The sequence below is a fragment of the Streptococcus sp. 339 genome, assembly GCF_013277285.1.
GTDB lineage: Bacteria > Bacillota > Bacilli > Lactobacillales > Streptococcaceae > Streptococcus > Streptococcus pseudopneumoniae.
Genome location: NZ_VMMR01000035.1, coordinates 41,613 through 63,350, shown reverse-complemented (window position 1 = coordinate 63,350; position 21,738 = coordinate 41,613). Strand labels below are relative to the sequence as shown.

Annotated in this window: 22 protein-coding genes and 3 pseudogenes; 1 reads left to right on the top strand and 24 read right to left on the bottom strand. The window is 39.7% G+C overall.

Features of this window, described 5'->3' with window-relative positions; translation table 11 throughout:
* Window positions 1-200: 200 nt before the first annotated feature.
* Window positions 201-632, top strand: a complete 432-nt coding sequence (locus HT736_RS05290; protein WP_240154023.1) for a GNAT family N-acetyltransferase — start codon at window positions 201-203, stop codon at window positions 630-632.
* A 638-nt stretch (window positions 633-1,270) separates the two neighbouring features.
* On the opposite strand, the pseudogene HT736_RS05285 reads toward HT736_RS05290, so the two are convergent.
* The 24 genes and pseudogenes from HT736_RS05285 to patA form a co-directional block, all read right to left on the bottom strand.
* Window positions 1,271-1,396: pseudogene (locus tag HT736_RS05285) on the bottom strand (SAM-dependent methyltransferase); the annotation flags it as partial.
* 32 nt (window positions 1,397-1,428) lie between these two features.
* Window positions 1,429-1,842 (bottom strand): competence type IV pilus minor pilin ComGG, encoded by a 414-nt coding sequence (gene comGG, locus HT736_RS05280; RefSeq protein ID WP_000265633.1) that lies wholly within the window; start codon window positions 1,840-1,842, stop codon window positions 1,429-1,431.
* The gene (gene comGF, locus HT736_RS05275; protein ID WP_000250513.1) at window positions 1,820-2,281 is read right to left on the bottom strand and encodes a competence type IV pilus minor pilin ComGF; all 462 of its coding nucleotides are present in this window, start codon (window positions 2,279-2,281) and stop codon (window positions 1,820-1,822) included. Before comGF ends, comGG begins: the two co-directional genes overlap by 23 nt.
* Window positions 2,244-2,546, bottom strand: a complete 303-nt coding sequence (gene comGE / locus HT736_RS05270; protein WP_000413380.1) for a competence type IV pilus minor pilin ComGE — start codon at window positions 2,544-2,546, stop codon at window positions 2,244-2,246. The genes comGF and comGE overlap by 38 nt, the downstream gene beginning before the upstream one ends.
* Window positions 2,509-2,943, bottom strand: coding sequence for a competence type IV pilus minor pilin ComGD (comGD, locus tag HT736_RS05265; protein ID WP_007284894.1), 435 nt, complete (start codon window positions 2,941-2,943; stop codon window positions 2,509-2,511). The genes comGE and comGD overlap by 38 nt, the downstream gene beginning before the upstream one ends.
* Entirely contained in the window at window positions 2,906-3,229 is a 324-nt protein-coding gene (gene comGC / locus HT736_RS05260; protein ID WP_000738649.1) for a competence type IV pilus major pilin ComGC, read from the bottom strand. The genes comGD and comGC overlap by 38 nt, the downstream gene beginning before the upstream one ends.
* A gap of 1 nt (window position 3,230) precedes the next feature.
* The gene (gene comGB / locus HT736_RS05255; protein ID WP_172930804.1) at window positions 3,231-4,247 is read right to left on the bottom strand and encodes a competence type IV pilus assembly protein ComGB; all 1,017 of its coding nucleotides are present in this window, start codon (window positions 4,245-4,247) and stop codon (window positions 3,231-3,233) included.
* Complete coding sequence (gene comGA, locus HT736_RS05250) at window positions 4,195-5,136, bottom strand: competence type IV pilus ATPase ComGA (protein WP_172930803.1); 942 nt, start codon at window positions 5,134-5,136, stop codon at window positions 4,195-4,197. Before comGA ends, comGB begins: the two co-directional genes overlap by 53 nt.
* A gap of 75 nt (window positions 5,137-5,211) precedes the next feature.
* Complete coding sequence (locus HT736_RS05245) at window positions 5,212-5,577, bottom strand: DUF1033 family protein (protein ID WP_172930802.1); 366 nt, start codon at window positions 5,575-5,577, stop codon at window positions 5,212-5,214.
* A gap of 149 nt (window positions 5,578-5,726) precedes the next feature.
* Window positions 5,727-6,764, bottom strand: a pseudogene (locus HT736_RS05240) (zinc-dependent alcohol dehydrogenase family protein).
* A gap of 318 nt (window positions 6,765-7,082) precedes the next feature.
* Complete coding sequence (locus HT736_RS05235; protein WP_000907298.1) at window positions 7,083-7,322, bottom strand: hypothetical protein; 240 nt, start codon at window positions 7,320-7,322, stop codon at window positions 7,083-7,085.
* A 113-nt stretch (window positions 7,323-7,435) separates the two neighbouring features.
* Window positions 7,436-7,870, bottom strand: a complete 435-nt coding sequence (locus tag HT736_RS05230; protein WP_023934276.1) for a cytidine deaminase — start codon at window positions 7,868-7,870, stop codon at window positions 7,436-7,438.
* 13 nt (window positions 7,871-7,883) lie between these two features.
* Window positions 7,884-9,344: a glutamate--tRNA ligase gene (gltX, locus tag HT736_RS05225; protein ID WP_000031077.1), complete on the bottom strand. Its 1,461-nt coding sequence runs from the start codon at window positions 9,342-9,344 to the stop codon at window positions 7,884-7,886.
* A 130-nt stretch (window positions 9,345-9,474) separates the two neighbouring features.
* A pseudogene (gene pgi, locus HT736_RS05220) lies at window positions 9,475-9,951 on the bottom strand (glucose-6-phosphate isomerase); the annotation flags it as partial.
* 446 nt (window positions 9,952-10,397) lie between these two features.
* Window positions 10,398-10,769 carry a PTS glucitol/sorbitol transporter subunit IIA gene (locus tag HT736_RS05215; protein WP_023935311.1) on the bottom strand — a complete coding sequence of 124 codons (372 nt, stop codon included), beginning with the start codon at window positions 10,767-10,769 and terminating at the stop codon, window positions 10,398-10,400.
* Window positions 10,770-10,867: 98 nt separating this feature from the next.
* On the bottom strand, window positions 10,868-11,848 hold the full coding sequence (locus HT736_RS05210) for a PTS glucitol/sorbitol transporter subunit IIB (RefSeq protein ID WP_020992831.1): 981 nt from the start codon (window positions 11,846-11,848) through the stop codon (window positions 10,868-10,870).
* Window positions 11,849-11,864: 16 nt separating this feature from the next.
* Window positions 11,865-12,407: a PTS glucitol/sorbitol transporter subunit IIC gene (locus tag HT736_RS05205; protein WP_023934057.1), complete on the bottom strand. Its 543-nt coding sequence runs from the start codon at window positions 12,405-12,407 to the stop codon at window positions 11,865-11,867.
* A gap of 15 nt (window positions 12,408-12,422) precedes the next feature.
* A complete protein-coding gene (locus HT736_RS05200; protein ID WP_023934056.1) occupies window positions 12,423-12,902 on the bottom strand; it encodes a transcriptional regulator GutM in 480 nt (159 codons plus the stop codon).
* The gene (locus HT736_RS05195) at window positions 12,902-14,728 is read right to left on the bottom strand and encodes a PTS sugar transporter subunit IIA (protein ID WP_080673552.1); all 1,827 of its coding nucleotides are present in this window, start codon (window positions 14,726-14,728) and stop codon (window positions 12,902-12,904) included. Before HT736_RS05195 ends, HT736_RS05200 begins: the two co-directional genes overlap by 1 nt.
* A 62-nt stretch (window positions 14,729-14,790) precedes the next feature.
* A complete protein-coding gene (locus HT736_RS05190) occupies window positions 14,791-15,591 on the bottom strand; it encodes an SDR family oxidoreductase (RefSeq protein ID WP_023934055.1) in 801 nt (266 codons plus the stop codon).
* A gap of 182 nt (window positions 15,592-15,773) precedes the next feature.
* Complete coding sequence (locus HT736_RS05185; RefSeq protein ID WP_023935317.1) at window positions 15,774-17,123, bottom strand: glucose-6-phosphate isomerase; 1,350 nt, start codon at window positions 17,121-17,123, stop codon at window positions 15,774-15,776.
* 170 nt (window positions 17,124-17,293) lie between these two features.
* Complete coding sequence (locus tag HT736_RS05180) at window positions 17,294-17,983, bottom strand: gamma-glutamyl-gamma-aminobutyrate hydrolase family protein (protein ID WP_023934053.1); 690 nt, start codon at window positions 17,981-17,983, stop codon at window positions 17,294-17,296.
* 137 nt (window positions 17,984-18,120) lie between these two features.
* The gene (gene patB, locus HT736_RS05175) at window positions 18,121-19,887 is read right to left on the bottom strand and encodes a multidrug efflux ABC transporter subunit PatB (RefSeq protein ID WP_054393129.1); all 1,767 of its coding nucleotides are present in this window, start codon (window positions 19,885-19,887) and stop codon (window positions 18,121-18,123) included.
* A gap of 1 nt (window position 19,888) precedes the next feature.
* Window positions 19,889-21,595, bottom strand: a complete 1,707-nt coding sequence (gene patA / locus HT736_RS05170) for a multidrug efflux ABC transporter subunit PatA (protein ID WP_054388462.1) — start codon at window positions 21,593-21,595, stop codon at window positions 19,889-19,891.
* Window positions 21,596-21,738: the final 143 nt, after the last annotated feature.

Here is a 21,738-nt window from a genome sequence, read left to right as displayed (position 1 = left end):
TTACGAATGAATTTGATTGCTGGTATTATCAATCATGAACTAGGATTCTAGTTTTGCAGGAAGTCTAATAATGAAAATAAAGGACTAAAGTAATAACTCTAAATATATCTGATTTTTATAGGACGTTTCATAAAAAAATCTACATACCTAGAGTCCTATTTAGTTATGTATCTTACATAAAGAGAAAGGAATTAATTATCATGAAATTATCTTTGTATAGTGAAGTTGACCATTACCATTCTTTAAGTTCTTATTCTTTAAGTTCTTATTCTTTAAATGATATTACACATACTGATACCCCAAAAAATATTATTGAAAAGTCTAAAAAAGATAAGTATAGATACCCAATAGTAATACTTAATAAAGAACATAAAGTAATTGGATTTTTTTGCCTACACCTAAACACTGGTCCTAAAGAGTATGGCTATTATCAAAATGATTATGCGCTTATTAGAGGATTTTCTATTGATGATAATTTCAGAAATCAAGGATATGGTTCTAATGCTCTGAATAAAATATTTGAATTCATAGACTCAACTTTAAAATTAGAAATTAACCATATTGTATTGGCTGTAAATGAAAAAATATATTGGATCAAAAAGCATATAGAAATTCAGGTTTTTTTGTTGTGAAGAAAGATTTAGAAGGAAAAAAGGGGAAATTAATTATTATGGAGAAAAGCAGAAACTAGTATCATTTCTAGTTTCTGCTTTTCACTAAGTCTGCTATAAATTTAGTATTCTAGCTTATTTGCATATTTTGAGAGGAATAATCTATATACTAAACTTTTATGTTTATAATTCATTCCTTTCGTTTCACTCAAGGCACAAGACAGAATGAAAAAGTGGTGTGCTCTTTATTTTGTTTTATAATAATAGTGAGAAAGTCTATCACTACTACAAATCACGTGGAGGTGAATAAGTGAGTGATACAGCCACTACCTCGCATATTTATAGGTGTCATTCTTTCCATCAAGCACAAGAACTGTGACTAGGAGAACGTAAACTTATAATTGAATAAGCGAATCGTTTGTGAAAAGGAAAGAATAGTCAAGGGATAGGCAGACTCGAATTTGGTGAAGGGAGACCCCTCATGTTAAAAGCCAAATTTCAATTTAAAAAATTTTAAAATTTGTTTCGCATTTACTACTCCTTGCATTTATATTGGATTGATTAACAGAACCTTTCGCGATGTTCCTTAGCAACTTCTTTGTACTAGGAAAATTTAAAAATTCGGATAGGTATCTACCCCGATTATTCACAAAAAAAGCATCCAAAATTTCTTTGTCTGATAGAAGATCAATCTGTTTCTCGACTGCTTGACAAACCAAGTTTGCAAGGAAGATATTTTTAGGGGAATCAAAAGTTTCTGCTTTGTGGTTAAAATCATGTCTCATATTTTTAGTTTAGCACAAAGTAGCTTGATTGGCTAGGAATTCTCTTTCTTTTCAACCTTCTCTTCTGATTTTTTCTTCTCTGCTTGATTACTTGAATCAGTCACTACCTCTTCCTTTTTCTCTGTTTTCTCTTCTTTGATTTTGACTGAAGGAAACAGAAACTCATATTGACTCTTCGGCGTACGAACCCTTGTCACCAAGCTTGTTTTCTTATTTTGATAGCTCACCTGACCCAGATTAAAGGTCTGTTCCCCACTTTCTTGCTCAACCTTATCTTTGGCTCGATTGGCCATGGCAAAAGCGACCAGCTTTTCTTTATTTAAAGCGTAGTCTTGATAGTGGGCGACTTGTCGGTTCAAGTAAAATTGTAACAAAAGACTAAAGATGGCTGCCATGGTGACTGCATAGAGGAGAACACCTGCCTTAACTTTTTTCTTTTTCCACACGATAGATGAACTCCCTTTCTAAGCCTTTTTGGAATTGAAAACGAAAGCGAACCACTTGATTCTCCTCTGTAATCTGCGCAGATTTGAGACCATAAACCATAGGCTGATAGCCTCGACCACTAGAATCTGTTTTACGAAAATCATCTGATCTGGACTTGCCAATGGCTATGTCCTTGCCATCTTGCTTCATATAGAGACGATTGCCCTCCACTTTTTCGAACTGCGAACGGTCTAATTCTGCTTCCAACTGGTCCACAAACAAGAGCCACTCTTTTTGCTCGCTCTGTTGCTGGTAGCGAACTTCTGAAATGAGAAGCTGACTCATGGCTTGAAAGAGGAGTAAGCTTCCACTGATGACAATGAGGGCAATCAGGGATTCTAATAAGGTAAAAGCCTTGACCTTATGGCTCTTTGATAGCCAACAACTGTTCTGAACCATGGTAGACCTCCAATCCCTTTTCACTAGAAAACACCTGAATCTCAACTCCGTTTATGTTTACCTGATTTTGACCTGTCTGCAAGGCCATCTTAGCTACCCTCAAGACTTCTTCCTTTTGCAAGATTTTTGCTTCCTCTTGCCTATTTTTTTGAATTTGTCCCAAAAGGAGGGTCGCAATGCTGGCAAAGATAGCTAGAGCGACTACTGCTTCCAGTAAAATCACTGCCCTAATTTTTTGTTTCCTTAATGCGTTTAATTTTTCCATTTCCTAGATATAATTGATAGCGAATCGCTCCTTTACTGGTCTGAAATTCAACCTTAGCTAAGGACGAATTGCCCCCAGCTCGGTCAAATGTAATACTTTGGCCTGATGGTGCCTGAATTCCTTTAGGAACTGTCAAGTTTTGACTGCCATTGCTAATGGTCTGCCCATCTAAGTTCAGACTAGTCTTTTGTTGACTAGCTACACTGCGTTTTTGGGTTTCCCGATAGAGTTCTTCAAACTCCATAAAGAAAATCTGTTCCTCTACCGCCGCAAAAGTGGACTGGACAGAGCCTGACAAGCCCAAGGCAAGGATACTCACAAGTCCCAAAACCAAGAGACTTTCAAGCATGGTAAAGGCCTTAATCCGCGACCGTTTGAGTCTTATTTTGTTTTGCATGATATTCTTTATAAGCTTTAGCTTGCTCTTCTGTGATGCGATCATCTGCTTGTAATTTGCTTAGAGTAGCCTCTTCATTTTTATTCAAACTATAAAGCTCTGCCTGACTTTCCACCACCTTAACAACAGCAGCTTTTCCTTTGTCGTTGACTGCTTCTTTTTGCTTGGTCAAATTAGGTACAAAAAGCAAGAGAAGTACGCTGATGATGAGCAAGACCACCAACATCTCCACAAGTGTGAAAGCTTTAACCTTAGCTTTTTTCAAGAATGTCATCATTTTTTTCATTTTAAAAATTCACCTCCATATTTTGATACATGGGCATGAGCATTGCCGCATAAAGTAAAACGATAATCAGTGCCACAAAGATAAAAACCAGTGGCTGCACCAAATTCATGGTGCGGTTGACTCGGGTAAAAAAGGCTTCCCAAGTTTTTTCAGCATAGATTTCCAACTCACTACCCAGCTTGGACTTGACTTCCCCATACTCGATGATGAGACTCAACTCCTTCTTAAAGAAAGGATAGGTTCCTATCGTCTGAGAAAATTCTCGGCCATTTTGCAGGGCTTGAGCCAGGTCTTGACCGATTTCTTTAAAGAGCTGGGAACCTTGTTCCTGCATCATTTGAAAAATCTGCGTCAGCTCCATTCCCTGCGAAATCATATTCCCCCATTCACGCGCATAATAGGCTGTCAGATAGGTCTGCACAAAAATTCCAAGAAAGGGAAGGCGTGCTAAGATAGAAAAGACACGCATCTTAGAATTTCTTTTATAGAAAGTGAGTGCTAAAAGGGCAAGTACGGAAACAAACCCTACCATACCTAGAAAAATTTGTGGCAGATTGCCAATAATTTGGGTGGCAATATTACTACTATCCAGTTGTGGTAGTAGATAGTTCCGTAGTCCCAGCATGATTAAGAGAAGAAAACCCAGCAAAATCAAGGGATAGGTCGCTACTTCAATTAGTTTTTTCTTGACCTTGGCCAGATTGTCTAGATACTCTTCTATCTTTCCCAAACTCAGGTGGAGATTTCCATGGACTTCCGCTAGGGATAACTGAGTGACAATGGCACTTGAAAAGCCCAAACTAGCCATCATTTCTGAGAATGATTTCCCCTGAGACAAGCCCGTGCGCATCTGGGTCACACACTGCTTGTCCAACAAAGCACTCCTATCTAAAAAGGAGATGGTCTCCACCAGATGAAAACCGCTGGAAAAGAGATTGTTAAACAAGGTGATGATATTTTTTTGCTTAGCTGTAGCTAATTTTTTCCGTTTCAGCCTGAAGACTTGTGATATGTCCATCTTTAAGAAGCTGGTCAATCTGTTCATTCCAGCTAGTTGGCTGGTGTTCTTGATAGTCTTTGTTTGCAAAGTCAACGATTCCTCCTCCCCCGATTAATCTCTGGTAGCAGACTCCCTGCAGAACGACTGCCAATTCCTCTTCACTCACACCCAACTCCAGCAGGCGCTCATAAACACCTCGAATACTCTTGGCATGAATGGTTGAAAAGACTGTCGCCCCTGTCAAACTAGCTCTGACCACTGCACGCGCCGTCTCGCTGTCACGAATTTCTCCGATAATCAAGAGATCTGGTCGATGACGCAAGGAAAGTTTGATCAGATTTTCATAGGTAAGCCCAATCGCTTCATTCAACTGCAACTGGAGCATGTTGTCCTGCTTGATTTCGACAGGATCTTCGATGGACATAACTTGCTGTCCTTTAAAGAGATATTTAGCCAATTCGTGCATCAAGGTTGTCTTGCCACTGCCGACTGGGCCAGCAAAGAGATAGAGACCACGTCGCCTGTACTGCTTGCCCAGTTCTTCAATATCCTGAAACCAAAAATGCAAGTCCTGCTCCTCATCGTGCAACAAGCGAATGACTAAACTCTCATGTCCTCGATAATCGCCTACAGTAGATAGACGTAGAGATGCCATCTTCTGGTCATAGGCATAATCACAGGAACCCAGTTGGCTACGTCGCTTTTCTCCCACATTCATACCCGCCACAAACTTAAAGTGACTGATGACGGCCGCAAACTTTTCAAAATCATAACAACCGATTTTACAGCGCTCGTCTCCTATCCTCATATGAAGCTCATAGGCGTCTAACTTAGGGACAAAATAAATGTCTTGCGCACCTTTTTTCCGGGCCGAACGAATGATTTCTTGTGCAATTTCTTGAACCATACTTACCTCCTCACCTATACTATTCGCAAAGATTTGGAAAAATAAAAAAAGTAACTCCAAAAAGTTACTTTTTCTCTATTTTAATTTCATACGGCAAGAACGGTGCCTTTCCTTACCAGTTTGCTTTTCATAACCTGGACGTAGTTTTTCATCTGGGATAACCTGCTCATCCTGTAATAGAGCCAAAGAATGGTATTGTTGTAAATAGTCATCACATTCATCACACCAGCGTTGGTCTTCTGGATCCCAAAAAATGGTCATCAAGTCACTTCTGCTTTTATAAAGAGGGGATTCTTGTTCTAATTTAAACCAGCAAGTTTTGTAGTATTTGAGAGCATCATAATACTGGTCAAATTTCTTACTAGCTATAATATCTTCTTCCCAACCTTCTAAGAACCACCAGGGTTCAAAATCTCCGTACATTTCTATAACACGATACATATTCATTCATTCCTTTGTACCGTATATTATAACCAATTCCGCTAAACAAGGAAAGAAATATGCTCATCTCTTAATTTTTTGATAAAAAATCCAGCCATCCTATGATGACTGAATTTCTATTTGCTTATGTTCCAAAATCTTTTTACTACCTAGGCTTCAGAAATATCGTTTTCGATGATGACCTTAATGGCATGGTGGTCTGCTGCCTTACTGAAGACTTCATAGGCTTTTTCAATTTCACTTAGTTTGAAATAGTGAGTTACCAATTTTTCTGGTTCAATCTTATGACTTTCAAGTGCTTTCAACAATTGTGGAGTTGTATTTGTAGATACCAAACCAGTTGTTACATTGATGTTGCGAATCCAAAGCTTGTCCAAATCAAATTCAACTGGTTTACCATGCACACCACAGTTGGCAACTGTTCCGTCTACACCGATAATCTTTTGACAGAAATCAAATGTTGCAGGAATACCAACAGCTTCGATAACAACATCTACACCACGACCATCTGTCAAATCATAAATTTCTTTAATGGCTTTTTCAGGATCTGAAGAATTAACCTTATGAGTCGCACCGAATGATAGGGCAGTTTCCAAGCGGTTATCATCTAGGTCTACCATAATCAATTGAGCTGTCAAAAGTGCAGCCAATCCAACTGGTCCTGAACCAATAATAGCTACGCTACAACCAGGTTCCACTTCCCCTTTTAAGACACCAATTTCATATCCAGTAGGCAGAATGTCTGATAGCATAACCAAGGATTCATCTGACAAGTCTTCTGGAGTATGGTAAAGAGTGTTATCTGCATGAGGGACACGTAGATATTCAGCCTGCATACCATCAATCAAGTGACCGAAAATCCAGCCCCTTCGTCTTCACAGTGGGCATAAATTCCTTTTTTACAGTAGTAGCATTTACCACAGGCGCAGACACAAGAAATCAAGTCCTTGTCGCCTTTTTTGAAGTTAGAAACTCCTTCCCCAACTTCTTCAACAATCCCAATCCCTTCGTAGCCAAGAATGGTACCACTTTGACAAGCAGGAACATCCCCTTTGATAATATGGAGGTCTGTTCCACAAATAGTATTTTACGATACGCACAATAGCGTCTGTTGGCTTGCGAATAACTGGTTTATCTACATCAACAAAAGAAGCAAGTCCTGGTTTAACATAAGTATAGGTTTTCATAAAGCACTCCTCCGTTTTTTAAATGTACTATTTATAATATAATTGCAAGCCTTTTCAATTGGCTCTTTAGGTATTTTTGTGATATTTTTAACTTTTTTATTTACCGGTAAAGCAATGTAGATAAAAAAGCAGAAGCTAGCCTCTAACTTCTGCCTTCTCTCTTATGACTCATCTCCAATTTTTCTGATACCTGCAACAAAAATCGAAGATAATAATAATTGGGTAACACTCAACTGATCAAATCCAAAAATGTAATGTTCTAGCAAATGAAATAAGAAAACAAACAAAAACAAAGATAATAAAATCTTACACATAGATTTAAGCCCAGAAATTAATCCGTCCATTATTTGGATATACATCCCTAGCATCAACCCATTGAGCTACCGCATAACCTACATTGTAGAAAATGTTAATATAATCAAATATACGTTCAAGAAGTTCAGCTAACCGATTGCTATAAATGCCTAAACGAATAGCAGCTTTTTTAGCTACCCTACTTAAAGTAGCTTTAGCAACTGCCAATCCTTTTTTCTTTACCAAATTACCAATGCCTGCCACACCACCGGAAATAGCAGTAGCAATTAGATTTTCTACTTTTTTAAACTTTTTTCATTTTTTCAAGTACAGTTTTTCAAATTATAGTAAAAAGAGCCAGAATTATACTGACTCTTCTATTGATTATTAAACTTAGAAGCACGTTCTTCTCCCCACCAATAGGGCATTAGTTCTGCGACTTTCACTGTCTTTCTTGTATCGTAGTCCATCATGAATTCTGCATCTTTATTTTCAGCGTTCAACTCTAAAAGGAATTCTCTGCAAGCGCCACAGGGCATTCCTGAACTTCCACCATAAGGTGCTTTATCTCGAAAGGCTAATACTTTCTTAACCTTAGTTTGTCCTGAAAATTGGTACATATTGAAGAGGGCCGCCCGTTCTGCACAGAGATGGAAAACACCACAGGTTCCCTCCATACAGAAACCTGTAAATATTTGTCCATCTTCTGCTTCTACTGCAGCTACAACATGATTGGCATAAACAAAGTCTGATACTTCATGTGGATTGTATAGTTTCTGTGCTTCTTCGTACATCTTTTCCCAGATGTCCATTATTGTACCCTTCTTACTTAGAGATTTCCTTTAACATATTTTCGATATGCTGGATTGATTTTTCACGTCCAAGCAAGAAAATTGTATCTGGTAATTCTGGTCCATGCATTTCACCTGAAACTGCGATACGAATAGGCATGAAAAGATTTTTCCCTTTAATACCTGTTTCCTTTTGGACTGCTTTAATTTGTGGGAAGATATTCTCTGTCACGAATTCATCATCTGTCATCACTTCGAGTTTTGCTTTGAAGGCTTCAAGAACTGTTGGGACTGTTTCACCTGCCATGACTTCTTTCTCAGCCTCAGTTAATTCTGGGAAGTCTGAGAAGAAGAGGTCTGTCAATGGGATAATCTCATCTACTGATTTCATTTGTGGTTTATAGAGCTCAACTAATTTTTCAGCCTTGTCAGTCAATCGACCTGCTTCTTCTAGGAATGGTTTTGCCATTTCAAAGATAGTTTCTAGGTCTGCATTCTTGATATAGTCATTGCTCATCCAGTCTAGTTTTTTCTGGTCAAAGGCTGCTGGAGACTTGCTGAGGCGATTTTCATCGAACAGTTTAATGAGTTCTTCACGAGAGAAAATCTCATCTTCGCCACCTGGGTTCCAACCAAGAAGAGCAATAAAGTTAAAAACTGCTTCTGGAAGGTAACCTTTCTTACGGTAATCTTCTATAAATTGAAGTGTATTAGTATCACGTTTAGATAACTTCTTACCAGTCTCAGAGTTGATAATCAAGGTCATGTGACCGAACTCTGGAGCTTCCCAACCAAGTGCTTCATAAACCATGAGCTGTTTTGGTGTATTAGCGATGTGGTCGTCTCCACGGATTACGTGAGAAATCTGCATATCATGGTCATCGATGACAACGGCAAAGTTGTATGTTGGATAACCGTCTTTCTTTTGGATAACCCAGTCACCACCGATATTGCCACCTTCAAATTCGATATCACCTTTGACCATATCATGCCACTTGTAGATACCTGTCTCATTGACAGCCAAACGAACAGTTGGGATGATCCCTGCTGCTTCACGTTCTGCGATGTAAGCTGCTTTTTCTTCTTCACTCATACCAAGGTATTCATTGATGTAGCGTGGTGTTTCGCCAGCTACTTCTTGGCGTTCGCGTTCAGCTGCCAACTCTTCTTCTGTAACGTAAGATTTATAGGCTTTTCCTTCAGCTAATAGTTGGGCAATGTATTTTTGATACAAGTCCAAACGCTCAGACTGGCGATAATTCTCATGTGATTCTGGACTTTCATCCCAATCCATGCCTAACCAGCGAAGGTTTTCAAGTTGTGAACGTTCACCATCCTCGACATGGCGTTTACGGTCAGTATCTTCGATACGAATGAGAAATGTTCCACCATGATGGCGCGCATACAAGTAATTAAACAATGCTGTACGGGCATTCCCGATGTGTAGTAGTCCTGTTGGACTTGGTGCGTAACGTACGCGGATATCTTTTGACATAGTTTCTCCTATAAAGTCTCTAGGCGTCTGCCTTTTTGCTCTCTATATTATATCACAAGTCTTGGCTGAGTCCAATTTCTATGGATAAAGAGAGTAAAAAGAGTGGACAAACCACTCTTTTCTTCTATTATTACAGACGTGCGTTAAGTTCTTTGCTCAATTCTTCAAATCCTGGTTTTCCAAGAAGGGCGAACATGTTACGTTTGTAGGCTTCAACACCTGGTTGGTCAAATGGGTTGATAGCATTCAAGTAACCTGAAAGAGCGATAGCCAATTCGAAGAAGTAGATTGTATAACCAAGAGTGAAAGCGTCTTGCTCAGGCAGTGTCACAAACATATTTGGAACTCCACCATCAGTGTGTGCTAACAGCACCCCATCTGTCGCTTTTTTGTTTACAAAGTCAACGTCTTTTCCTTGAAGGTAACCAAGACCGTCCAAGTCTTCTGCCAATTCAGGAATCAGCACATTTTTGCGAGGTTTATCTACACGGATAACTGTTTCAAAGAGGATACGAATTCCTTCTTGGATAAATTGACCCAATGAGTGCAAGTCAGTTGAGAAGTTAGCTGAAGTTGGGTAGATACCTTTTTGGTCTTTTCCTTCTGTTCAGGCACCCCTTGTAGATGCATCTGCTGGAAATTCCCTTGCACTGGCTGGCTAGTTTGATTGACTTGCCAAGCCCTTTGCGCTTGACCTTGACCGTCTTATTCTGGCATGCTTTTCTCCTTATAAATTTTGTTGATTTGTCATATTGCGAAAACATTGAAAAACAATGACAAATTTCACAATATTATAATATAAATTATTTTTCCTATCAAAAAAGAGAGTGGGAAAGAACTTCAAACAAGTTAAAAAGTTCGTCTTCCACCTCCCCCCGCACAGTTGATCAGGCAATCTTTGGGACTTACAAAGCGAAGGAAGATGCCAATCAACCACTAAGTTATCTGTTTTTTTAAATTTAGACTCAAAAGCCTGGACTTTTTGCCCAGGCTCTGATTCAAGTTTTTAGACTCTTATTTTTCTAGTATTCTTAATTAGATATTTTATCTTACTTAGGCAGCTTCGAAAATCTGAATGGTAGAACCTTTCTCAAGTACTACTGCTTGGTCTGCTGCGACATGGAGTGTACCAGGAAGGCTCCCCTCTTTTGAACCATCAAAAGAAATCGTGATATGCCCCAGTCCAGTTAAATTTTTTTCTACTACATTTCCTACGGCAGTAATCGAATATTCCTGACTATCTACGACCAGCTTTCCACCTTCTAGTATTGCACCTAGAAGATTTTTGTTATCGATTTTAAAACAATACTCTGCTAAATCTTCCGGAGCTTCTTCTCCAAATAAAATGAGCATATTAGCGTCTTGAATCATATTCTGAGCTTCAAGCCCCACTTGAATTACTTTAGCTTCAAAAATTTTCTTCATCTAATTCCTATTCATCCTTTCTCAAATCTGTCATAAACTTATGCTTATAGATAAGTTTAACATAATAGTTGCTGTGTTTACGTGCATCTATCAAAGTTCTACTGATAAAGGCCAATACTAGCTATCCAAGCTACTAGCACCCGCGGAACACCATTTAGAAAGCGTGAATAAAGTACAGAAGGAACACCAACCTCAACTGTTTCAGCTTTGGCTTCAGAAAGACCGAGTGCTACAGGGATGAAATCACAACCGTTTTGGGTGTTGATAGCAAATATAGCTGGTAGAGCCATTTGGGGTGGAATATTTCCTTTTCCGATTTCGACTCCAATTAAGGTTCCGATAATCTGACTGATAACAGCTCCGGGGCCTAACAAAGGAGATAGGAATGGCAAGGAACAGATAAAGCCAATCAAAATGAGCCCCCAGATGTTCCCCGCCAGGGGAACCATTAATTTTGCCAGCCAATTTCCAACACCTGAACCTTGAATAACCCCAATCAGCAAGGAAACAAAGGCCATGAAAGGAATGATTGTATTGAGCATTGTCTGAATGGCTTCACGAGCAGCCTGGTTGAAAGTCGCAACGACCTTCCCAGCGCCCATCCCAATTCGTGCTACAATACTTGTTTCAGCTTTTTGCTCTGTAATTTTTTTACTAGTATCGTAAGTTGGCTTTTCAGTTACCACAGTTGTCGCTTTTTCGTCTTCATTAGCAGCAGAAATTTGATTAAGGCCAACTGCTGACACATAGATTTCCTCGGTGATATATTGAGCTAGAGGGCCACTTTTCCCTGTAGCGACAATATTGATTGTAGGGATCCCCTTTTTAGGATAAATACCGCAGCGAAGAGTACCGCCGCAATCTACGATTGCTAAAGCAATTTCCTCATCTGGGATAGAAGTTTTAAACCCGTTAACAGCTTCCATACCGGTCAAATCAGCAATTTTATCTACAATATCTGGCTTTTCTCCGCCACCAGTGATATAGATGAATTTATGCTTAGCCTCACTAGGTGTAATGACCAAAGGGCCCCCGAAACCACCATTTCCTTTAACAACTTTTATACTCTTATATGACATAATTTCACTCTTTCTATCAATCAAATGTTTTACTCAAGGTAACACCTTGCTGTTTTGCTACATAAGCAGTTGTAAAATCGGTTACCCAACCGCCTACAAAGTTCATGACAATCCCAACAAGCATGTAACGAATGGCTAAGTCCGTTTGACTTAAACCTAAATTTTGAATTCCTGTTGCAATTCCCACCCATACAAACAACTCCCCAGGATTGATATGCGGGAATACACCATTTGAAGTATGGCAGAACTGCATCTGAGCTGCTACAAAACTAGGTTTATAATATTCTGGTAAGAAACGTCCCATACTAATCGCCATCGGATTCCCCAGCATAAAGGCTGAAATGAAAGGTAAAATCATATACCGGCTAACAGGATTTTTGGCAGAAATCTTAGCTAGGGAATTGACCTTCTCTTCTCCCAAGAAAGCGATAAGGGTATTCATTGCAATCAATAGCATCAAGACAAGAGGTACAATATTTGTCATCCAGCTAATAAAGGTTTCTCCACCTAATTGGAAGAGTTTCATAAAACTCTCTGCAAATTCTGTAATATAATTCATAAGGAACTCCTTTTCTTATTTTTTTTTAAATAACTGTTTAATAGATAATTGTAAGTAAGCCGCATAAAAGCCGAATCCCAGAAAAGAATCAGAAGAACTTGTCTCTTTCTCAATACCTGCCTCATGCCAAAGATAGACTTTTCTAGCATCTTCTATAGCTGATTGCATCAACTTATTTTCTTTTCTCACAAGAGGATTATACTTGTCAAAATAATGGATGTCTTCTCCAACATAATCGTCCATATTTTGAAAACGCGCTAAGATTGTGACTCCTTGCATTTTGCTAGCTTTAAGAACCCGACCGTTTTCATCAACCGCGAACATGACAATCGTACCGGATTTGATTCTTCCGGATTTCCTGCCAATCGCTACGCGCCCCAGTTTCCGGAGCATCGTATAGGTCTTATTGAAGTCTTTCAGTTGCTGCCAGCCGAGGAACATTTGAAATATATAAGCTGCCATGACAAATACAGCGAAAATTATTATCGAATTCATTAAAATACTCCTTTGCTCTTAGAAAATGATAGAAACTCTGTCTCTGTTTCTACAGCCCTCAATGCTTCTTTTAGAGAAGGCTCTCCTGCAATTCGAAAAATGTCGTCATACAATTCCAGCAATTCACTTTCCATTTTTCTTTCAATTTCTGAGGGTATGGCGACTAGAAAGATAAATTCAATCCATTCATCTCCTTTTTGATAAGGCTCTTCTAGTTTTCCGAACATTAAAATAGTCTTTGCATAACCCTGGTTAATTGTATGGGGGAACGCAATTCCTCCACCAAAAATGGTTGATTGCTTTTTCTCCCTATCAATTATCCGATTTCTAAAACCTTCATCAATCATCTGAAGTTTCTCTAACTCCGCAGACATATTTAGCAAGTATTGCTGATAGGTTTTTTGGGGGCTTAATCGAATAAAACGTAAGCTGACTGTTTCTAGATTTTTTTGATGAAAAGCATTGGCTTTCTGCCATTCTTCCTGCAGCCATTGATCATCAAAAAGATGATTAACTTGAATGACTGGAGATTTAGAATCTTTATATTTTAGAGGAACTGTCGTAAAAATCGCGAAATAGTCCTGATTCAATTCCACATTAAAATCCTCTTCAGAATACTGAGTAATGTCTACATCATTTCCAATGACTCGTCTGAGTTGCTGGATAATCATCGCAGCAGTTCCTCTTCCTGTTGTGCAAACCACAGCTATCTGCTTGCGAGAACCCTTAACAGCAGAATTTTGTTTTCTTAAAATCATTTCAAAATACAAAGCCAGATATCCGATTTCAGATAATTCCAATTCAGAACCAAAAATTGTAGATAGTTCTTCTCCAGCAATTTTCGCCATTTCAAAAGCAAAAGGATATTGAGTTTGAACCTCGCCATGAAATATATCATTAGCTTGCACATGGAAAATCAGTCGATTGATTAAGGACCCTAAATGAGACTTGATTTCTTCAAATAATTCTTCATCATCAAAGTGAACCAACATAGTTTCTTTGACTTTCTTGACAATCCCTTGAAAAATGTATGCAAGCTGTTCAGATTGATAAGACGGCTTGCTTAAAGTGTCAATAAAACGGACATTAAACGGAAAACACAAAAAGTCTATCTCAAACTGACTGAGGGAAATCTTATAAGTCACCTCAATATGATAGATTAATTTCTCAGCCAAATGTGTCTCTGTTAAATCATTCCTATAGTAGGGAATAGGACAATTCAACACCCTAGATGTATGAATACGATCCACCATAATTGAAAGGGTCTTTCGAAGGAGCTCCTGTGTTTCTTTAGGGATTTTATAATCCTGGACTAGCGTCTCCAGAAAAGAAGATGTTGCCTCAGTGAGTGTCCTTCCTTCAAAGTAAGGAGCCACTTGGTGAATATAGAGCAAGCGCAAATTCAGCTCGCTCCCCAAGACCTCCAGCCCACGATTGGGCTTTCCTGAAATAGTGATAGAGTAACTCTCTGCCAAAGATTTTACTTGTTTTAAATCCTTATTAAGGGTACTTCTACTAACACCTACTTCCTCAGCCAAATCGTCAATAAGAAGAGGGGAGGTTGACTCAATTAAACGTTTTAGCAAATAGGCGATTCTTTTACTGGAAGAATTGAAGTCACTCTCCTGTTTTAAACTACCAGATAAAATCTTTTCCAACTCTGTATAGTCATACACTTCTAACATTAATTGATCATCTTGTGAGATAATCTGGATATTAGGAGCCAAAACATCATTTAATTGTTGGATACTCTTTTGCAAGGTTTGCATACTAATATCCAGCTCCGAGCGCATATCTACCAAGAAATAAGTTGGCTGTGAGACCATTTTTTCTAAAATGTTATACCATCGATTTACTAAGGTCAACTCTCTTCCTCACCTTCATTTTTTTAACCGCGAGTTTTACCTCCGGCAATATTTGTAGTGACACCTGTTATATAGCTAGAACGGTCTGAAATATAGAACGCTACAAGATCAGCTACTTCCCGTAGTTTCCCACTCCGTCCCAATGGAGTCGTTGAAGTTGAAGCATAACCAGCTCGAATATCTTCTACCGTCTTTCCACGGGTATAAGCAAGAGCTTCCTCGTAAGAAAGAGTTCGAAGACCCGTAGCTTCCATAATTCCTGGAGCAATTCCAACCACACGTACACCATGTTTACCAAGCTCTTTCGCCCATGAACGAGTGTAACTATAGACTGCTGCTTTCGTGGCAGCATAGGCACTTTGTCCTTCAGAACCTTCCAAGCCTGCTTCTGAAGCCATGTTTACAATTACACCTTTTCTATTTTGAACCAGAATCCGGCCTACTGCCTGGCTAACCAAATACAGACCTTTTTGGTTAATCATTGTTACTTTTTCAAACGTTTCATCGTCTAACTCGTAAGGACCTTTAGGATTTTCTGCATCAATTAATAATCTAGGGACATTAATCCCCGCATTGTTGACCACCGCATCAATATTGCCAAATCTTTCAACTATTTTAGCGACTCCTACTTCTACTTCAGAGCGAGAAGTTACATCAACTTTTACAAATAATAGATTCGGGTGACGCAAATCGTTGTCGCTAAGGTCAAAATTCGCTACATTGACACCTAATTCCAGCAATTCTTCAACGATTGCCTTACCGATCCCAGATGACGCACCCGTCACAAGAACTGTTTTGCCTTTTATATTTAACCAATCATTCATTTTGATACCTCTCAAGTTTTATTTACAAGGCAATTATACAGCGCTTTCATAAAAGAATTAAGACACTCTTTTTTACACTGTTCAAAAAAATGATAAACTAATTAAAAGGCTTGTACTAAAAATCCACAAGAAATGAACTTGTGGATCTTTTTTATTCTGAATTAGCTCAACATATATGAGAATCAAAGACGTGCATTCAGTTCTGCACCGAGCTCTTCAAATCCAGGTTTCCCAAGAAGGGCAAACATATTTTTCTTATAGGCTTCAACACCTGGTTGGTCAAATGGGTTGATAGCATTCAAGTAACCTGAAAGAGCGATAGCCAATTCGAAGAAGTAGATAGTGTAACCAAGAGTGAAAGCATCTTGCTCTGGAAGAGTCACGTACATGTTTGGTACGTCACCATCTGTGTGGGCAAGAAGAACACCGTCAGTCGCTTTTTTGTTTACAAAGTCAACGTCTTTTCCTTGAAGGTAACCAAGTCCATCAAGGTCTTCTTCCAAGCTAGGAATAATCACGTTCTTGCGAGGTTTGTCAACACGGACAACTGTTTCAAACATGATACGAGTTCCTTCTTGGATAAATTGACCAAGTGAGTGCAAGTCAGTTGAGAAGTTGGCTGAAGTTGGGTAGATACCTTTTTGATCTTTTCCTTCTGACTCACCAGCCAATTGTTTCCACCACTCTGAGAAGTATTGAAGTGATGGCTCGTAGTTTACCAAGATCTCAGTTGCATAGCCTTTACGGTAAAGGATGTTACGAACTGCTGCGTATTGGTAAGCTTCGTTTTCAGAGATTTTATCTGAAGTGTAGTCTTTGCGAGCTGCATTCGCACCTTCCATAAGGGCTTTGATGTCAGCTCCTGATGCTGCGATTGGAAGCAAACCAACGGCTGTCAATACTGAGAAGCGTCCACCGATATCATCTGGAACAACAAATGTTTCCCAACCGTTAGCGTCTGCTTCAATCTTAACAGCACCTTTTTGGCGGTCAGTTGTTGCGTAAATACGTTTGTTGGCTTCTTCTTGACCGTATTTCTTAACCAAGAGTTCTTTGAAGACACGGAAAGCAATCGCTGGTTCAGTTGTTGTACCTGATTTAGAAATCACGTTTACTGAGAAGTCTTTGTCAGCTACGTACTCTACCAAGTCAGCAAGGTAAGTAGATGAGATTGAGTTTCCAGCGTAAAGGATTTGTGGAGCTTTACGTTCTTCTTTTGTTTGCAAGTTTGCAAAGTGGTGGTTCAAGAAGTCGATTGCTGCTTTGGCACCAAGGTAAGATCCACCGATACCGATCACAACCAAAACATCGCTGTCTGACTTAATTTGCTCAGCAGCTTTCAAGATACGGTCAAATTCTTCGCGGTCGTAGTTTTCAGGAAGGTCCAACCATCCCAAGAAGTCGCTACCAGCACCAGTTCCTTTACGGATCAATTCGTCAGCAGCTGTAACTTGTGCTTGCATGTATTCCACTTCATGTGGTGCAACAAATTTGTCTAAAACTTTTGAATAATCAAATTTAATATGTGACATGTTATTCCTCCAATATTTCTTCTTTTCTATCATAACGCTTACCTTCGTTTTTTTCAAGCTTTTTTGTCGAATTTCTCCAATTTTTATCAGAATTCAAACGTTTGCGTAAAAATGTCACATTCCAAAAATTTTGAAAAAATAAAAGAAAGAACGACTAGATGTTCCAGTCGTTACAGTTCATTCAATAAATACTCAAATAATTCTAAATTACCATCTTCTTCATTAACCAGAAACTCTGGATGCCACTGCAAACCGATAATGCGGTGTTCGTCGATAGATTCAATCGCTTCAATGGTTTGATCTCTCGGATCAATAGCAGTTACACGGAAATTAGATGCCAATTCTTTGATACTCTGACGATGGACGGAATTGACCTGACTTTCTTTTCCAAATAGCTTGGCAACCACGCTTCCTTCCACTGTCTCAATAGAGTGAGATGTTCCGAAAGGTAGTCCTTGCCAGTGACCTTCGATTTCTTGATTGAGGGTTCCACCAAAGGCAACATTGACAAGTTGGACACCGCGACAGATTGCCATAATTGGTTTATTCTGACGGAGTGCTTCTTTCAAGAGTGCCAATTCAAATTCATCACGGACCAGATTATAATCATCGCTCTCGATGGTCTTTTTCTCTCCATAAAACTGAGGATGAACATTTTGGCCTCCTGTCAAAATCAATTTGTCAATCATTTCTACATAATCGCGTACAACTGACTCATCACCAACAGGAATGACTAGAGGGAGACCACCGACTTGACGAATGCTCTCTGCGAATCTACAAGATACAGATGAATGAATGTTTTTGCCTTCTGTGTCTACGGGACATAGATTTGCAGCAACTCCTACAACGGTTCTAGGCATGATGTCTCTCCTTTCGAATATTAACGATAGTCCTATCTTATCACTCAAAACGTCTTTCGTCTAATATGTTTTTTTAAAGGCCGTGATAAAAATTTTTTATGGACAAGAAAAAGCTGCCCCATAGGACAACTTCTTTCTTATTCAAAAACAAATTGATTGTGATAGAGTTCTGAGTAGAATCCACCTAGTTTCAAGAGTTCATGGTGGTTACCACGTTCAATGACCTCTCCATCTTTAAGGACAATAATCTGATCAGCATTGAGAATAGTTTTCAAGCGGTGGGCAATAACGAAACTGGTTTTGCCTGCTACAACTGCCTCCATGGCATGCTGAATCTTGCTTTCTGTCACCGTATCTACGTTTGAAGTGCCTTCATCGAGAATGAGAACTTCTGGATCTGTCATCAGGGTTCGAGCAATGGAAATCAATTGCTTCTGCCCTGTCGAGAAGATACTCTGCTCATCATCAATAAGAGTATCGTACTTATCAGGCAAACTTTCGATATAGTCGTGAATGTGGCTTGCTTTGGCTGCTGACTCAACCATTTCCTGACTGGCATCTGGCACACCGAAACGGATATTGTCTCGAATGGTTCCGCTAAAAAGAACGGAATCTTGCAAGACAATTCCCACTTTACTTCTAAGACTATCTAAATCATAGTCACGAATGTCTTTATCATCAAAATAAATACCGCCAGCATCAACATCATAAAAGCGATTGATGAGGTTCATAATAGTGGTTTTCCCTGAACCCGTTGGCCCAACAACTGCAGTCATCTGGCCTTTAGGGGCAGAAATGTTGACATCTTTCAAAATAGGTTTATCAGGCAAGTATGAAAAATCGATATGACTGATTTCAACACCTTCTTGCAACTGAGTGAAGATTGGAGCCTTTTCAGGTCGGATTTCTTCCTCTGCATCAAACATTTCCTGTATCCGTTCAGCCCCTGTAAAGGCCAACTGAAGACTTCCCCAACTAGCTGCAACTTGAATAATAGGCTGGTAGTACTGCTGTGAAAATTGGGCAAACATCACAATCAAACCTAGGGCTGTACTTGTTTCAATAGTCTTATCGTTTAATAGAACGGCCGAACCAGCAAAGATAACGACGGCTGTATTAACCAGACTCATCCCATTCATGACAGGGAACAGAATTCCTGAGAACATCCTTCCTTTAAAGGTTGCCTTGCGTACGCGCTCATTTTGTTCAAGAAATCCTGCCATCATATCCTCTTGAATTCCTTGCACAATCACGGCTTTTTGGCCTGAGATACTCTCATCCATATAGGCGTTGAGCTTCCCTACCTCTTTCTGCTGGAGATTGGTGTATTTGCGTGCCATTTTCACGATGAAAATCAGCATAAGGAAAGCCAATGGGGTGCTGGCAATGGTGATAAGAGCCAGCGTCACATTTCTCGAAAACATGACAAGAATCAGACCAATGTATAAAACAATATTGCTCATGACCTGAATCAAGCTTTCGTTAAAGGCTTGGAGGATATTATCCAAATCACTGGTAAAATGAGACAGGATATCGCCATCTTGTCGACGGTCAAAGAAAGAAACCGTCAACTGAGCAAGCTTACCAAAAAGACCTTTGCGCATCTCGTTGGTCGATTCTGCAATCACGCGCGTCATGAGACACATGTATATGACACTAGAAATAAATAAAACCAAAACCAGCAGACCAAGATTGACCATGATTCCTGATAGGCTTTGCCAAACAAGTTCTGGATTGCCATCTTGATAAGCTTGGACTAAATTAACTAGTTGCGTCACTGCTTGTCCAGAAAAGACCGGAAAGAGAGCTTGGGCAAGAGTCGCCAGAACAATCATCAGGATAACAACTACAAATGATAGCTTATAAACTTTAAAATAATTCCAAAAAAATTGAACTGTCTTCATTTTACTCCTCCTTTCCTTTCTGTGTTTCGTAGATTTCACGGTAAACAGCATTGTTGGCAACCAAGTCTGCATGCGTACCTTGACCAATCAATCGTCCTTGATCTAGAACCAAGATTTTATCTGCATGAACAACCGAGCTAATCTTTTGCGCGATGATAATGGTTGTTGTTCCCTTCAAGTCCTTATTCAAGGCTTCTTGCACTAGACGCTCTGACTTGGCATCCAAGGCCGAGGTCGAATCGTCAAAAATCAGAATACGTGGATTGCTGACAATCCCACGCGCAATCGACATCCTTTGTTTTTGTCCACCTGAGAAGTTGGTTCCTCGTTCCTCAACTGGACTTTCAAAGGTTTTCTCCATACGATGAATGAATTCACTGGCTTGGGCAATAGTGGCTGCACGCTCCATTTCAAATAGAGTAGCATCTCCCTTACCCTGTCTCAAGTTATCTGCAATCGTTCCACTGAAGAGAATGGCACGTTGGAGAACGATAGACACTGTTTTACGCAGGGTTCCTTCACTCACTTCTCGAATATCCTTGCCACCGATTTTAATAGAGCCTTCTTGCGGATCAAAGAGACGTGGAATCAATTGAGCCAAGGTTGACTTCCCTGCACCAGTCGCTCCAACGACACCAACCATTTGACCAGATTCAATAGTAAAGCTCACATCTTTCAGCATCGGTTCCTTATCCATTGGATAGGTAAAGGTTACATTTTCAAAGCTAAGACTTCCGACCAACTCTTCATCTGGCACATCCTTGAAGGTCATAGCTGGCTCTGCGTCAAGAATTTCTCGAATACGACGCATAGAAATCATGGCACGGCTGACAGAATTCCCTAAAAATCCAACCATAACAATGGTAAAGATAATCTGGCTCAGGTAATTAACAAAGGAAGCAATAGAGCCAACAACTGATGGATCCGACTGAACCATCCCTGCAACTAGCCAAATAGAGAGGAATACCGCCCCATAACCGACCAACATCATGAAAGGTTCCACTACTGAAAAAGCATAACCGATGTAAAGATTTTGACCGAGAAGCTCGTCTGAAACTTCCGTAAACTTAGCAAACTGCTCTTTTTCTTGGACAAAGGACTTGACCACACGAACGCCACGCAGATTTTCCTTGGCAATGGCATTGATGCGTTCAAGAAGGGTTTGAAACTTGGCAAAACGAGGCCCCATCATTCCCATCATGACGGCAGTCAAGCCAAAAATTAAGATTACCATGAGAACAATTACCCACCACAGAGAAGGTAGGGTTTGAACCGCCAGGATAAAGGAACCGATGAACAAGAGGGGAAGTCTGAAAAGAATCTGGAAGGTCATCATGACCACGTTCTGAATCTGGTTGATGTCATTTGTCATGCGAACGACTAGATTTCCCGCATTAAATTGTTCAATATTAGCATAAGAAAAGGTTTGGATTTTACGGAAGGCATCCTCCCGAAGGTCAGATGAAACTCCTTGGGCAATATAGGCTGCAAGGACAACATTGAGACCACCAGCAACCAGACCGACTACGGCCACACCAATCAACCAAGCCCCGATACTATAAATAGCTTCATATTTTCCAGCAAGGAGGGCGTCTAAGACTTCCTGCAGATAACGCGGTTGCAGAAGTGAACTAGCAACCATCAAGCCTGTCATCAGGAGCGAAGCCAAGGCCTGCCACTTGTAGGTTTTTATTTTCTGAATCAGCATACTTTCTCCTTAAAAAATAGACAAAAGGGAGCGACAATGTGTCAGCTCCTTCTCATTCTGTTTGTGTGATGTTATTCTAGCAAAAAAGTGACAACTTGTCAAAGAAGTCTCCTTGATACAGCTAGAATGACTAGTAATTTTCT

Excerpts from the sequence above, each read along its gene's own strand:
- gltX (WP_000031077.1), bottom strand. The coding sequence starts at position 9,344 with ATGTCAAAAGATATCCGCGTACGTTACGCACCAAGTCCAACAGGACTA.
- HT736_RS05190 (WP_023934055.1), bottom strand. The coding sequence starts at position 15,591 with ATGAATGATTGGTTAAATATAAAAGGCAAAACAGTTCTTGTGACGGGT.
- comGB (WP_172930804.1), bottom strand. The coding sequence starts at position 4,247 with ATGGACATATCACAAGTCTTCAGGCTGAAACGGAAAAAATTAGCTACA.
- patA (WP_054388462.1), bottom strand. The coding sequence starts at position 21,595 with ATGCTGATTCAGAAAATAAAAACCTACAAGTGGCAGGCCTTGGCTTCG.
- HT736_RS05215 (WP_023935311.1), bottom strand. The coding sequence starts at position 10,769 with ATGAAGAAAATTTTTGAAGCTAAAGTAATTCAAGTGGGGCTTGAAGCT.
- HT736_RS05200 (WP_023934056.1), bottom strand. The coding sequence starts at position 12,902 with ATGAATTCGATAATAATTTTCGCTGTATTTGTCATGGCAGCTTATATA.
- comGA (WP_172930803.1), bottom strand. The coding sequence starts at position 5,136 with ATGGTTCAAGAAATTGCACAAGAAATCATTCGTTCGGCCCGGAAAAAA.
- comGE (WP_000413380.1), bottom strand. The coding sequence starts at position 2,546 with ATGGAAAAATTAAACGCATTAAGGAAACAAAAAATTAGGGCAGTGATT.
- HT736_RS05195 (WP_080673552.1), bottom strand. The coding sequence starts at position 14,728 with ATGGTCTCACAGCCAACTTATTTCTTGGTAGATATGCGCTCGGAGCTG.
- HT736_RS05230 (WP_023934276.1), bottom strand. The coding sequence starts at position 7,870 with ATGGACATCTGGGAAAAGATGTACGAAGAAGCACAGAAACTATACAAT.
- comGD (WP_007284894.1), bottom strand. The coding sequence starts at position 2,943 with ATGCAAAACAAAATAAGACTCAAACGGTCGCGGATTAAGGCCTTTACC.
- HT736_RS05290 (WP_240154023.1), top strand. The coding sequence starts at position 201 with ATGAAATTATCTTTGTATAGTGAAGTTGACCATTACCATTCTTTAAGT.
- HT736_RS05205 (WP_023934057.1), bottom strand. The coding sequence starts at position 12,407 with ATGAATTATATTACAGAATTTGCAGAGAGTTTTATGAAACTCTTCCAA.
- patB (WP_054393129.1), bottom strand. The coding sequence starts at position 19,887 with ATGAAGACAGTTCAATTTTTTTGGAATTATTTTAAAGTTTATAAGCTA.
- HT736_RS05210 (WP_020992831.1), bottom strand. The coding sequence starts at position 11,848 with ATGTCATATAAGAGTATAAAAGTTGTTAAAGGAAATGGTGGTTTCGGG.
- HT736_RS05245 (WP_172930802.1), bottom strand. The coding sequence starts at position 5,577 with ATGTATCGTGTTATAGAAATGTACGGAGATTTTGAACCCTGGTGGTTC.
- HT736_RS05185 (WP_023935317.1), bottom strand. The coding sequence starts at position 17,123 with ATGTCACATATTAAATTTGATTATTCAAAAGTTTTAGACAAATTTGTT.
- comGC (WP_000738649.1), bottom strand. The coding sequence starts at position 3,229 with ATGAAAAAAATGATGACATTCTTGAAAAAAGCTAAGGTTAAAGCTTTC.
- comGF (WP_000250513.1), bottom strand. The coding sequence starts at position 2,281 with ATGGTTCAGAACAGTTGTTGGCTATCAAAGAGCCATAAGGTCAAGGCT.
- HT736_RS05180 (WP_023934053.1), bottom strand. The coding sequence starts at position 17,983 with ATGCCTAGAACCGTTGTAGGAGTTGCTGCAAATCTATGTCCCGTAGAC.